This is a genomic window from Bradyrhizobium sp. 17, from assembly GCF_023073515.1.
Lineage (GTDB): Bacteria > Pseudomonadota > Alphaproteobacteria > Rhizobiales > Xanthobacteraceae > Bradyrhizobium > Bradyrhizobium canariense_D.
On record NZ_JADPJQ010000124.1, the window covers coordinates 103,770 to 115,719 of the forward strand.

The window sequence follows — 11,950 nt, forward strand, 5'->3', positions numbered from 1 at the left end:
CACCACGCACGCCGTTGTCATTCCCCGCGAAGGCGGGGAATCCAGTACGCCGCGACGTCTCGATTCAATCACGTCTGTCACGGAGTACTGGATCGCCCGCCTGCGCGGGCGATGAAAGTGTGCGGTTAGAGGCTGCGCGCGTCTACTGCCGCGCGGCCGGCAGCAGCGGCGCGAGCAGCCCGCGTGTCACGCCCGGCGGTGCCGCATCCAGACCCAGCACGGCGCTTGCCGCCGGCAGCGCCGCGTCCGCCATCGCGGCGTGGCCTTCGGCGCTCGGATGCACGGCGCCGCCATAGACGGCGGAGAGCACGCCCCAGGTTGCGTCGTGGATGTCGGTCGGCTGGCTCGCCGCCGGCAAGCCTTGCGGATAGGTCATCGCGGCGAAATAGCTGTCGTTGGCGTCGCGGATCCACCGCGCGCGCGGCAAATAGGCGCGGAATTCGGAGGCGCCGCGGCCGCACAGCATCGGCTGGCTCGCCGCACTCACGATATCAGGATTGAAGCTCTGGCCGTTCTCGGCAAAGCAGGTGCGGTCGAATTCGGGATCGTTGCCCGAATGCGCGCAGAAGCCGTGATCGGCGAACGCCGCCTGATGCGAATCCACGAAGGTCATGCGGTCGGCCTCGGGATCGCGGCACAGCGCGCCACGGGTGCAGGTGGCGAGCCCCTTGAGTTGCGGCAGGAATTCGGTGTCGACGAAGGTCGAGACGCGGGCAAGGCGCTGCGGGTCGGCGTTGAAGGACGGATGAATGTCGAAGCCGGCGCGGCCGCCGCGGCAGGGCACGCCGCCATCGGCGAGCGCCGGGTTGGCATAGGAGACGTAGACCACATGCGAGAGGTCGCCGCCGACCAGCGGCTTCAGCGCCTCGCGCAGCTTGACGAAATTCTGCGGCAGTTCGCGCGCCAGCGCATCGCGGGAATCATCGACGCTCGCCATCACGCCGGAGCGGCGGAATATCGCGCGCTCGGTTGCGGTCTCGACGATCACGTCGGCAACGAGGCCGGAGAAATAGACGTCGTTGGCGCCGACCGAGAGCAGCACGAGGTCGAGCGTGCGCTCGGGCTGGCGTTTCCTGGCGGCGGTCAGCGCCTCGCGCAGCTCGGCGACCTGCGCGTTCACGCTGATGTTGCAGACGCCGGTCTTGCCGGGCGGGCATTCACGGGCACGCTGCGAGCCGAGCAGCCCGTCGCTGATGCTGGCGCCAGTGCAGGCGAGCGGCAGAAAGGTCACCGCGACGTGGGTGTAGCGTACCGCAAGCGCCAGCGCGGTGCGGGCCTGGTAGCTGTAGAGCGATCGGTGGCAAGGCGAGTTGAACCAGAGGGCGCTGTAGCGCTGCCAGTTGGCAAGCGTATCCGGCGCTTCGCAGGCGCGGCCGCCCTTGAAGCCGGCCCGGCTCGGCCGGTAATACTGCGCGCCGGCGGTGCCGAGATAGGAGCGGAAGCAAAAACCTTCGTCCGACAGCGCCAGCGGCCGGTCCGGATTGCCTTCGCCCGAGGCGATGCTGTCTCCGAGGCCAGCGACGAAGATGTCGCGGACCTGGATCTCGGTCTGGACCCGCTGGGTCGGATCGGAACCGGAGGAGACATCGACGCTCGCGACCGTCTGCTTGCCGTAGCGGACCCGCAGATTGATCGGCTCGGCGCAGTCGAAGGTGGATTGTTGCGGCCCGTCGCCGTCGTCGAACGACCAGGCGCAGGTGGCGCCGACCGGCACCGCGCCGGCGAGGCGCACGGTGACGGGATGGTCGATGGGGGTGAGGTAGTTTTCCTTGGTGTTGTCGCGGGTGCAGGGCTGGTTGACCCGGCCCTGGAGGTCGATGCAGAGCCGGTTGACCATGTTGCGGGCCCAGCCGCGGCCCTCGCTCTGGAGCTCCAGCGATTGCTCGGCGGCGAGGATGCTGCGGTTACGCGCGTTCTCGACATGGAGCAGGAAGTCGCGCTCCTCGCGGAACAGCCGGAAGCGGTTGCGCACCTCCCAGCTGATCTGCATGGCGCCCGCGTCCTGCGCGGCCGCCCGCTCCGGCGGGAAGGCGGTGAGGAGCCCGGCGAGCAGCAGGGCACCGGCGAGGAAACGGCGATGGAAGAAAGGGATCATGGCCCGCGTCTTCAACGGCAAAGTTGAGGCGGAAATAAGAGAGCTGCTCTCCGCCTGCAACATTGGTCTGACGGTTTTGCCGGCCGGCGTCTAGCGGACTATCGTGGGAGCATGATCTTTTCGGAAAACCACTTCGCACTTTTCCGGATCACGCTCAGCGTTTGCTGGCCTGCCGCAGCGACCGCTCGCGCTCCATCGCTGCCACCTGCTTGGGCAGGTTGGCCTGCGCGCAGGCCTCCGCCAGCCGTCGGCGCTCCTGCCAGGGCTCCACCACATTCATCCAGAGCTCGCGTGCGCCCATGATGGAGATGGCAAGACCGAACGGGATCACGAAATAGAGGATGCGGAAGACGAGGAGCGTGGCCAGAAGCTGCTCGCGGCCGAATTCGGGCAGCGCCACCAGCATGGCGGCGTCGAACACGCCGAGCGAGCCGGGAGCATGGCTGGCGAAGCCGAGCAAAGTCGCCAAAATGAACACCACGGAGAGCGACAGGAAGTCGATCTGCGGAGTGGCCGGCACCAGAAGGTACATCGCCAGCGCGCAGAATCCGAGATCGACGACGCCGATCAGGATCTGCACCAACGTCAGCGGCGCTGAGGGCAGCACCACCTTCCAGCCTTTCTGGCCGAGCTCGCGGCGCTTCTCGCCCATGCACAGCCAGACCAGATAGGCGCCGATCGAGGCGAGGCCGCCGATCGCAATCAGCCGGTTGATCGACGACGGCAGCTGATCCATGTAGGAGGCGGCATCCGGATGGATGGCCATGCCGATCGAGAGCACGAAGATGTTACCGAGCCAGAAGGTCAGGCCCGACAGGAAGCAGATTTTTGCGACGTCGATCGCATTCAGCCCGTAATCCGAATAGATCCGGAAGCGGATCGCGCCGCCGGTGAAGACGGTGGCGCCGATATTGTGGCCGATCGAATAGGACGTGAAGCTGGAGAGCGCTGCGATGCGATAAGGCACGTGCCTCTTGCCGATCGTTCGCAGTGCAAAAAAGTCGTAGAAGGTCAGCGTACAGAACGCGAAGCATACGCAGATCGCCGCCAGCCCGATATTGCCGCGGGGGATCTCGGTCAACGCGGTCAGGATGACCCCGGTGTCGATGCCCTTGAGCGTCCGTACCAGCGTGGTGATCGCGAACGCGATGATGAAGACGCTCGCCGCAACGCCGAGTCGCCGCCAGCCGATCCATCTCTTGAAGCCGCGCTTGAGCGCGGTCAGCAGTCCGTGCATTCATCCTCCCGGCGGGGGGCAAGACCGACCAGGCCAGACATTGGCCGGTCGGATGCGATCAGTGCCCGATGTGGGCTTGGATCGCTAGGCATGATGTAGCTCATTTAAGGCAAAAACAGTGACTTGTGCAGCCCTTGACAAGGATAGGTTCTGCCTTGGACCAGCTACTTTGTCATACGCGGTTCACATCGGACGCGCGTTAAGCATATGAGTCGTGGCACCGGTCGCGTCCGTCCGTGACATAGTCTCAGACCCTGCATGGCCGGCATTGTTCCAGCGCAAGGGATGCGGGCTTTTTTGGAACGACGATGCCGTGCGCTGGTTAGTGCCCCATCAGCAATCGAACATGGCGGAATAACCGGCTTCTCCTGCGAGCCGGTGCCTCCGTGTTCCCACAACCCGAGAGGATCGGACCGATGGGATTGTTCACAAAAGACATCAAGACCATGAACGACCTGTTCGTGCATCAGCTCCAGGACATCTATTACGCCGAGCAGCAGCTCACCAAGGCTCTGCCTAAAATGGCGGATAAGGCGACCGATCCGCAGCTGAAGCAGGGCTTTTTGACGCACCTCGAAGAAACCAGAGAGCACGTCAAGCGCCTCGAGGAAGTGTTCAAGATGCACGGTGCGCAGGTGAAGGCGGTCGATTGCCCCGCGATCGACGGCATCATCGAGGAAGCCGACGAGACCGCCGGCGAAGTCGCCGACAAGGCGGTGCTCGACGCCGCGCTGATCAACGCGGCACAGGCGGCGGAACACTACGAGATCGTCCGCTACGGCAGCCTGATCGCCTGGGCCAAGCAACTCGGCCGCAACGACTGCGCCAGCGTGCTCGCCAAGACGTTGGAAGAAGAGAAGGCGACCGACAAGAAGCTGACCACGATCGCCGAGAGCAAGGTGAATCTGCGCGCGGCCAGCTGAGGGCAAGGCATAGCCAGGAGAGAGCGTCGCGCGGTCATCCGCGCGACGCTCGAACATGAGGCATCCGTCCCGCATCCATCATTCGATCCTTGTCGTAACATGACGAGGGGCTGGAAGCGTATCGTTCGCATGGGGCTGCAACCGAGATGGCAGCATGCGAGTAAGCACCGCCAGATACGAAGCCTTCGAAGCCGGCGCGCCGCATTCCGGCTCCCGCCTTGCGACGTCCCTCACCCTTGCCGCGATGAGCCTTGGTTATGGCGTGGTGCAGCTTGACGTCACCATCGTCAACACCGCGCTCGACGCGATGGGCAGGACGCTCGGCGGCGGCGTCGCCGAGCTGCAATGGGTTGTCAGCGCCTACACCATTGCGTTTGCCGCCTTCATCCTGACGGCGGGCGCGCTCGGCGACCGCATCGGCGCCAAGCGCGTCTTCATGGCGGGTTTCGCAATCTTCACCGCCGCATCGCTCGCCTGTGCGTTGTCGCCCAATGCAACCGTGCTGATTGGGGCGCGCCTGGTCCAGGGCCTGGCGGCGGCGATCCTGGTGCCGAATTCCCTTGCCCTGCTCAATCATGCCTATCCGGACGACCGCGAGCGCGGCCGCGCCGTCGCGATCTGGGCCGCCGGTGCGAGCCTCGCGCTCACCGCGGGCCCCTTCGTCGGCGGCGCGCTGATCACGCTGGTCGGCTGGCGCGCGATCTTTCTCGTCAACCTTCCGATCGGCCTCATCGGCCTTTGGCTGAGTTGGCGCTATGCGACCGAGACCACGCGCGCGCCCTCACGCGAGATCGATCTGCCCGGCCAGCTCGCGGCAATTGGTGCGCTGGGGGCGCTCGCCGGCGCGATCATCGAGGGGGGCGCGCTTGGCTGGCAGCATCCGGCTGTGCTCGCGGCGTTCGCTTCAGCCGCTTTCCTGGCGGTGCTGTTCGTCTGGCGCGAGAGCCGCGCGAGGCAGCCGATGCTGCCCCTGTCCCTGTTCGATCACCGGCTGTTCAGCCTGACCGCGCTCGTCGGCCTGCTCGTGAACGTCGCGATTTACGGGCTGATCTTCGTGCTCAGCCTTTACTTCCAGAGGATCAACGGCCTGTCGGCGTGGTGGACCGGTCTCGCCTTCGTGCCGATGATGGCGGTGGTGCTGCCGGTCAATCTGCTGGCGCCGCGTCTCGCCGAGCGCATCGGGTCGTGCCCGACCATCGTCGTCGGCGCCTGCGTCTCGGCGCTCGGCTGTCTCGGCCTGCTGTGGATCGAGGCCGGCACAAGCTATTGGGCGATCTTTGCGCAGATGATCGCGATCAGCAGCGGGCTTGGGCTGCTGGTGCCGCCGCTGACCTCGACCTTGCTGGGCAGCGTCGAGAAGGCACGCTCCGGCATCGCGGCGGGCGTCCTGAACGCGACGCGGCAGACAGGCAGCGTGCTCGGCGTTGCGCTGTTCGGTTCGCTGGTGGCCTCGGAAGGCACGTTCATGACCGGCCTGCACGCATCGCTGGTGGTATCGGCCGCCGTCCTCGTGCTCGCCGCCGCCGTGATCGGGATCGGCGCGCCGTCGCGCGGATGAATTGTGCGGAGGAATTAGCCGCGGCGCAGTGCGAAATGCGCGCCGCAGAACGCCATCACGGCACCGAGGCCCAGCGCGGCAATCCCGGCCAGCACGCCTGAGACCGTCGGGACCGGGCTCGGCGCCGAGGCCACCTGGCCAGCCCCCGCAAGCAGCAGCACGCCGACCGCGATGAGGAATTGCCGCATCCGTTGCGGGATCTGGCCCGAGACGGCGCTCTGCATCAACGTCGCCGTGAAATAGCCGCCGGAGAAGCCGACGGAGGCGATCAGCCACCAGGCGATCGCCGCGCCCGCCGGTATGAACTCGTGCGAGTCCGAGTGCCAGAGGCCGCCGAGATCGAGCCCGTAGCGCGCGCCCAGCATGTGCACGGCGAGCGCGAGCAGCACGCCGGAGATCACGGCGGCGCCGAGAATCAGGCGGCGCGGAAAAAAAATCGTCTCAGCCATGTCTCGCTTGTAGGATGGGGCAGGGCGCTCACGCAAGCGGGTCGCAGACTGGATTGCCCGGATAGGATCGATTGTGAAGATGCGGGATTCGGGAGTTGAGCCGGCTGCGGGTGCGAGCTATGCCTACAAGGCGTCGCTGATCGGCTCGGCGCATCGCTTCGAACTGACCGAGGAGGGGCTGTCCTGGCACATCGCCGGCCGCACCTCGCTGTGGCGTTATGACGAGATCAGTGCAATCCGGCTGTCGTTCCGCCCCGTCTCGATGCAGCAGCACCGCTTTCGCGCCGATGTCAGCCACATCGGTGGCGGCCGTATCGCAATCCTCTCGACGAGCTGGCAGACCGCGGCCCTGATGGCGCCGCAGGACAATGGCTTTCGCAATTTCATCGTCGCGTTGCATGCGCGCATGGCGCAGGCCGGCAGCCACGCCGAGTTGACCGCGGGCCTTGGCCGCAGGACCTACGCGACAATGCTGGCTTTTCTTGCGGTGCTTGCAGTGGCGATGACGGGGCTCCTGATCCGGGCGCTTGCGATCGGCGAATTCGCCGGCGCGCTGTTCATCATCGGTTTTGCCGCGCTGTTCGCGTGGCAGATCGGCGGCTTCGTGCGGCGTAACCAGCCGCGGAGCTACAGCTTCGATCGCGTGCCGAGCGCCTTGCTGCCCTAGGTGCAACGGGCCGCAATCAAACGTGACTTCGCGCCGTTGCGGCAGTGTCGCATCGTGCTGCCATGTCAACCCTGGATCGCAGCACGCGGAGGCCTTCGGCGGATGAGATCGCCAGGATCAACTGCGCGCACCTGATCGATACGCGACTTCGGCCGGCCGACCTGTTGTTCATGTTCGGCACCCGCGAGGACGTCACGCTGCGGGCCGACACAGCAGCCCGGCTGTGGCACGAGGGTTTGTTCCGCTGGTCGATTGTCAGCGGCGGCGTGACGGCGGGCTCGGAGCAATCCGAGTGCACGATCATCAAGGCGGCGATGGTCGCGGCGGGCATTCCGGCTGACCGAATTCTCGAGGAACATCGTGCCCAAAACACCGGCGAGAACGTGATCCTCTCGCTGCCGATCATTGACGCGGCGCTCGGGCTGCACAATGTCCGCAGCGTGATCTGCCTCGGCAACACCTGGACCGCGCGGCGTTATCCGATGACGCTGCACCGGCACTGGCCGGAGGTCGAGAAAATGCTGCTCACAGTCGACAGCTTTGCGACGCCGCGCGCGCTCTGGCACACCGATCCCGAATTTCGCCGCCGCATGCTGCACGAATGGGACAAGATCGAGCCTTACAAGGCGAGGGGCTTCATCGCGGAATGGCCGGAGGCCTGAGCTTGGGGCAAGCGCCGCATTACTCCGTCGAGTCGAAATCCTCTTCCTTGGTGCCGAGCAGCGATGCGATCGTGCGCAGGCCGGAATCGAGCTGCTCGAACGAAGGCGGGGCGAGCGCGAGCCGCACTGCGTTCGGTGCGTGGCCATGGGCGATCGCGAAGGTCGAGGACGGTGTCAGCGCGATGCCGCGCCGGGCTGCCGCGGCGACGAAGCTCTGCGAGCGCCAGTGCGCCGGCAGCGTGAGCCAGAGATGATAGGAGCGCGGATCCGCGGCGAGCTGGTAGCCGGCGAGCAGCCTTGCCGCGGTCTGCTGGCGGCGCGCGGCGTCGATGCGTTTCAACCGCGTCAGCTCGGCGACGGTGCCGTCTGCCATCAGTCGCTGTCCGGATGCCAGCGCATGACCGGACGCGATCCAGCCGCCGGTGCGGACCGCGCTCATCACGTTCTCGCGCAATCGCGGCGGCGCGACCAGGATGCCGAGCGCGAGGCCAGGGGCGACCTTCTTGGACAGGCTGTCGATCACGATGCAGCGGTCGGGGCCGAGCGCGGCCAGCGGCGTGTCATCGGCCAGGAAGCCGTAGACGGCGTCCTCGATGATGGTGAGATCGAGCTTCTCGGCGACGCGCATGATGTCGGCGCGCCGCGTGGCGTTCATGGTGACGCCGAGCGGGTTCTGGATGATGGGCTGGAGATACAATGCCGACAGATGCGCCTCGCGATGCGCCTTCTGGATGGCGTCGGGGCGCGCGCCAAATTCGTCGATCGGTATCGGGACCAGCGTCACGCCGAGCCGCGCGGCGATGCTCTTGACGTAAGGATAGGTCAGCGCCTCGACGCCGCAGCGACCGCCGGTGGGAACGAGGGCTGCGAGGGCGGCCGCGAGCGACTGCTTGCCGTTGGCGGTGAAGACGATCTGTTCGGCCTGCGGCGCAAAATCCTTGCGCGCGAGATAGGCGGCGGCTGCATTGCGCGCGCTCTTGGTGCCGGTGCTGGTGGAGACGCGCAATGCGGATTCGAGCGCGTCGACACGCTCGAGGCCCGCAAGGCTTTTGGCGATCATTGCCCATTGCTGCGGCAGCAGCGGGTAATTGACCTCGAAATCGATCCGCGCGTCGCGCGGCTCGCTCAGCGCCTCGACCTCGCGCCTGATGTCGCCGGAGATGAAGGTGCCACGGCCGACCTCGCCGACGACGAGGCCGCGGCGGAGCAACTCCGTATAAACCCGGCTCGCGGTCGAGACCGCGATGCCGCGGTCATAGGCAAAATTGCGCTGCGGCGGCAGCCGGTCGCCGGGCCTTAACGTACCGTTAGAGATATCCGAGGCAATGGCATCGGCAAGCTTCACGTACTCGAACTTGGACATTATTGCACCGAGAGCAATGTTTCACTTGCTCCGAGTAGTGTACTGGAGCATTTAAGTTCCATCAAGCTTCACGATTGAGCCGAGGAGAGCGAGAGCAATCCGACGGCAAATGAGGTGCATGCGTTCAGGCGCTTGCGCCAACGGCATCCGCTTCGCCGCGTGGACAACAGGCCGGAGAAGGACAATGACCACGATCTCGCAGAACGCCGGGCGGAGTTTACGCTCATCCTCGTCAAACGGATTTTTCCGCAAGCTGGCCAACGGCGCCTATGCGCTGTTCGACAGTCTGGAGCAACGCTCCGCCGTCAAGACGCTGAACGACCTCGATGACCGCGCCTTGCGCGACATCGGCATCACGCGCAGCCAGATCGAGGACGCGGTCTACGGTCAGGCCAAAGCAGAGCTGACGCGGTATTTGTAAGCGCTTCGCTCTTGTCCCGGACGCGCAGCAGCGTTCTGACGCTGCTGCGCAGAGCCGACGAGACTGGAGCTTCTGGCATACCTGCTTCGACATCGTCATTGCGAGCACAGCGAAGCAATCCAGAATCCCACCGCGGAAAGACCCTGGATTGCTTCGCTGCGCTCGCAATGACGGCGTTTGTGGGTAGCACTGTCGCTCCTTTAGCTCGCGCTTTCATTGCAGACACACCTTCGCCCTCTCGCGGCTTGTTCGCCCGAGCTTTGCTTGATCGCCTCACCCTCGAATGAAAGAGGGCGCAGGGAAGACCGGGCGCCGGCTGGCACCCGCGGTCCACTGTGCGAAGTTGCAGTAAAAAATCTGCACAGCGGCATACAGGTGAAGCCCAAACGTCCGGCCTTCCCTGCGCAGCGGTTTTACGGCTTATGCCGTGCTCTCCCCGGGGAGCGATGCACTATTGCCCCCGTCGCCTCATGGATGGCTGATGCGCGAACCCGGTCGGGCCGCCACATCACCACAAGACTTGACGCACAGACCCCGGGCGTCAGGACGACACGGTTTTGCCGTACGCTGTCAGCACCGGTCGTGTGCGCGACGCCTTCGCTCACGGTTGCCCGCCCTGCGAAACCATTCGCGCCGGTGTGGCCCAGCGTCCGCCGCTGTCCGGCCCGCGTTCGTGACGATCGCGATACGCCCCTCTTCCTTGGGCCGGGTTGCGGCGACACATACGTCGTTTCCGAATTTCGGTAAAGTGGAATATTTTCAGCGGCGGGCGTTGACCGACAGCTTGGGTGTTTTGCCCGACGGGCAATGCAAGGGCTCGTAGCCCGGATGAGCGAAGCGATATCCGGGAATCGTGATACGAGTCGTCGCGGGTATCGCTTCGCTCATCCGGGCTACGAGCTTGTATATGGCTCAGGCGAAAGCGGCCTGGTCCCAAACACCGCCGAGAGCTCGATCGTCTTCAGAGCGCTCGGGCTTGCGGTGAGGTCGTGTCGCTGCGCCGCGTTGGCGCCGATGCCGGACATCCCGACGCGGCAAATGTGCAGCGACGTTGCCCGCGAACTTGGCGATACGTGCGGCGGCCTGTTTAAGGACGAACAGCATCGTCGTGACGCGGCTAAGCGCGCCGAGCAGGATCAGCACCGAGAAGATGTCGATATAGGCGAGGAAGTCGCCGACCAGCATCAATTCCGGCGGGATTGGGACCCTGTGGTAGTAAGCCAGTACGAGGATCACGACGGGGATGAAGGCGATCACCTTCCGCACCGTCAGCCTGTCCAGCAGTGCGGCCAGTTGCACGACCAGCACCTCCCACAAAGCATCGCCGATCGCGAGCGGGATCTCGTACGTCCATCTCCGCCACCATTGCTTCACGACATTGCTCCGAGCTCAGTGCCTGACCACCAGCACGGAGCATTTTGCGTAGCGCACGACGTGCCCGGCATTGGAGCCGAGAAAGTAGGTGCGCATCGCCGGCCGGTGCGAGGTCATCACGATCAGCTCGGCCTTCATGTGAACGGCTTCCTCCAGGATCTCGTGATAGATGCCGCCCTGGCGCACCACGCTGGAGATGCGGGAAGGCTCGATGCCGGACTCGCGTGCCACGATGGCGAGGGCTTCTTCCGAGGTCTGGCGCTGCTGCTCGTCGAAATCGGCCGGCACGTATTCGGCCAGCATCACCGGCGTCATCGGCAGCACGTTGAGCAGGCGCACGACGCCGCTCCAGGTCTGCGACAGCGTTGCGGCGGTCGCGATCGCCGGCTTGGCCAGATCGGTGTCGGCGAGGTCGATGGGCACGAGGATGGACTTGAACATCTGCGCCTCCAAATCTTCCAGTCAGGACGTCTTGCCGGCACGTCGCGCGATCAACCCGATCGAAGCAGCCTTAGCTTCGAAGCAACCTTAACTTCGAAGTAGCTTTAGCTTCGAAGCAGCCTTGGACTGACGAACAGCACCAGCCTACCGCGGCGGTAAGCCACGTCACCCCAATCCTTGACGTCAAAATCGAAGATCGCAAGCCCCGACGTGGGCAGGTTGTCGGCGAGCGCCTTGGCGGCGGCCGGATCCCCGCCGCCCGTCAGCATCAGGGCGATCTCGTGCATGCCCGGATTGTGGCCGACCAGCAGCAATTGCGTCGGATCAGCCGGAATGGTTGCAGTGCGAATGGATTCCAGGATCTGGGCGGGATCGGCGACGTAGAGTTCCGGCAGGACCTCGACCTGCGGCGCTGCGACGCGGTCCTTCATGGTCTCCCAGGCAATGTCCCAGGTCTGCCGAGCCCGGACGGCATGCGATACCAGTACGGCCTCGGGAAAGGGGGGATGGGAGGCCATCCAGTCGCCGATCTCGGCGGCATCCTTGTGGCCGCGGTCGTCGAGCCGGCGGTCCTGGTCACGGCCGCTCGGCGCGTCAGTCTCGGTCTTGGCGTGACGCAGCAGCATCAAACGGCGCATGGCACTCTCGAATCGTTACGCGTTCCAGAATAATCTACAGGTGCCGGTTGGGGGCAAGGTGACAAGGGCCTGCACAGTCCTCTAAAGCGTGATGAGATTAGGACAATCCCCATCGCGCTTTA

The 11,950-nt window shown here is 65.2% G+C and carries 12 protein-coding genes; 5 read left to right on the plus strand and 7 right to left on the minus strand.

The genetic code is table 11. From position 1 onward, the window contains the following. Positions 1–142: 142 nt before the first annotated feature. Both IVB13_RS30560 and IVB13_RS30565 read right to left on the minus strand, forming a co-directional pair. Complete coding sequence (locus IVB13_RS30560) at positions 143–2,095, minus strand: hypothetical protein (protein WP_247491119.1); 1,953 nt, start codon at positions 2,093–2,095, stop codon at positions 143–145. 154 nt (positions 2,096–2,249) lie between these two features. Continuing rightward, positions 2,250–3,332: a YbhN family protein gene (locus IVB13_RS30565; protein WP_247297161.1), complete on the minus strand. Its 1,083-nt coding sequence runs from the start codon at positions 3,330–3,332 to the stop codon at positions 2,250–2,252. Between the two features lie 416 nt (positions 3,333–3,748). On the opposite strand from IVB13_RS30565, the gene IVB13_RS30570 reads away from it, so the two are divergent. Then, positions 3,749–4,255, plus strand: coding sequence for a ferritin-like domain-containing protein (locus IVB13_RS30570; protein WP_007612365.1), 507 nt, complete (start codon positions 3,749–3,751; stop codon positions 4,253–4,255). 154 nt (positions 4,256–4,409) lie between these two features. Further along, positions 4,410–5,813 (plus strand): MFS transporter, encoded by a 1,404-nt coding sequence (locus IVB13_RS30575; protein WP_247491120.1) that lies wholly within the window; start codon positions 4,410–4,412, stop codon positions 5,811–5,813. 14 nt (positions 5,814–5,827) lie between these two features. Here the strand turns inward: IVB13_RS30575 and IVB13_RS30580 are convergent, their stop codons facing one another. After that, positions 5,828–6,262 carry a hypothetical protein gene (locus IVB13_RS30580; RefSeq protein WP_018457549.1) on the minus strand — a complete coding sequence of 145 codons (435 nt, stop codon included), beginning with the start codon at positions 6,260–6,262 and terminating at the stop codon, positions 5,828–5,830. A gap of 79 nt (positions 6,263–6,341) precedes the next feature. On the opposite strand from IVB13_RS30580, the gene IVB13_RS30585 reads away from it, so the two are divergent. Beyond that, complete coding sequence (locus IVB13_RS30585) at positions 6,342–6,929, plus strand: hypothetical protein (protein WP_026233394.1); 588 nt, start codon at positions 6,342–6,344, stop codon at positions 6,927–6,929. Between the two features lie 62 nt (positions 6,930–6,991). Then, positions 6,992–7,591 (plus strand): YdcF family protein, encoded by a 600-nt coding sequence (locus tag IVB13_RS30590; protein ID WP_018457551.1) that lies wholly within the window; start codon positions 6,992–6,994, stop codon positions 7,589–7,591. Positions 7,592–7,610: 19 nt separating this feature from the next. Here IVB13_RS30590 and IVB13_RS30595 read toward each other — a convergent pair whose 3' ends face one another. After that, positions 7,611–8,954 carry a PLP-dependent aminotransferase family protein gene (locus tag IVB13_RS30595; protein WP_018457552.1) on the minus strand — a complete coding sequence of 448 codons (1,344 nt, stop codon included), beginning with the start codon at positions 8,952–8,954 and terminating at the stop codon, positions 7,611–7,613. A 184-nt stretch (positions 8,955–9,138) separates the two neighbouring features. Between IVB13_RS30595 and IVB13_RS30600 the strand changes: the two genes are divergently transcribed. Further along, on the plus strand, positions 9,139–9,375 hold the full coding sequence (locus IVB13_RS30600; RefSeq protein WP_018457553.1) for a DUF1127 domain-containing protein: 237 nt from the start codon (positions 9,139–9,141) through the stop codon (positions 9,373–9,375). Between the two features lie 912 nt (positions 9,376–10,287). Here IVB13_RS30600 and IVB13_RS30605 read toward each other — a convergent pair. The 3 genes from IVB13_RS30605 to IVB13_RS30615 form a co-directional block, all read right to left on the minus strand. Next, positions 10,288–10,749, minus strand: a complete 462-nt coding sequence (locus IVB13_RS30605; protein ID WP_018459561.1) for a hypothetical protein — start codon at positions 10,747–10,749, stop codon at positions 10,288–10,290. A gap of 15 nt (positions 10,750–10,764) precedes the next feature. Continuing rightward, complete coding sequence (locus IVB13_RS30610) at positions 10,765–11,190, minus strand: universal stress protein (protein ID WP_007602088.1); 426 nt, start codon at positions 11,188–11,190, stop codon at positions 10,765–10,767. A gap of 104 nt (positions 11,191–11,294) precedes the next feature. Beyond that, entirely contained in the window at positions 11,295–11,828 is a 534-nt protein-coding gene (locus IVB13_RS30615; RefSeq protein WP_018459562.1) for a histidine phosphatase family protein, read from the minus strand. Positions 11,829–11,950 lie beyond the last annotated feature (122 nt).

Coding starts and splice junctions, on each gene's coding strand:
- IVB13_RS30560 (WP_247491119.1), bottom strand. CDS start 2,095: ATGATCCCTTTCTTCCATCGCCGTTTCCTCGCCGGTGCCCTGCTGCTC.
- IVB13_RS30565 (WP_247297161.1), bottom strand. CDS start 3,332: ATGCACGGACTGCTGACCGCGCTCAAGCGCGGCTTCAAGAGATGGATC.
- IVB13_RS30570 (WP_007612365.1), top strand. CDS start 3,749: ATGGGATTGTTCACAAAAGACATCAAGACCATGAACGACCTGTTCGTG.
- IVB13_RS30575 (WP_247491120.1), top strand. CDS start 4,410: ATGCGAGTAAGCACCGCCAGATACGAAGCCTTCGAAGCCGGCGCGCCG.
- IVB13_RS30580 (WP_018457549.1), bottom strand. CDS start 6,262: ATGGCTGAGACGATTTTTTTTCCGCGCCGCCTGATTCTCGGCGCCGCC.
- IVB13_RS30585 (WP_026233394.1), top strand. CDS start 6,342: ATGCGGGATTCGGGAGTTGAGCCGGCTGCGGGTGCGAGCTATGCCTAC.
- IVB13_RS30590 (WP_018457551.1), top strand. CDS start 6,992: ATGTCAACCCTGGATCGCAGCACGCGGAGGCCTTCGGCGGATGAGATC.
- IVB13_RS30595 (WP_018457552.1), bottom strand. CDS start 8,954: ATGTCCAAGTTCGAGTACGTGAAGCTTGCCGATGCCATTGCCTCGGAT.
- IVB13_RS30600 (WP_018457553.1), top strand. CDS start 9,139: ATGACCACGATCTCGCAGAACGCCGGGCGGAGTTTACGCTCATCCTCG.
- IVB13_RS30610 (WP_007602088.1), bottom strand. CDS start 11,190: ATGTTCAAGTCCATCCTCGTGCCCATCGACCTCGCCGACACCGATCTG.
- IVB13_RS30615 (WP_018459562.1), bottom strand. CDS start 11,828: ATGCGCCGTTTGATGCTGCTGCGTCACGCCAAGACCGAGACTGACGCG.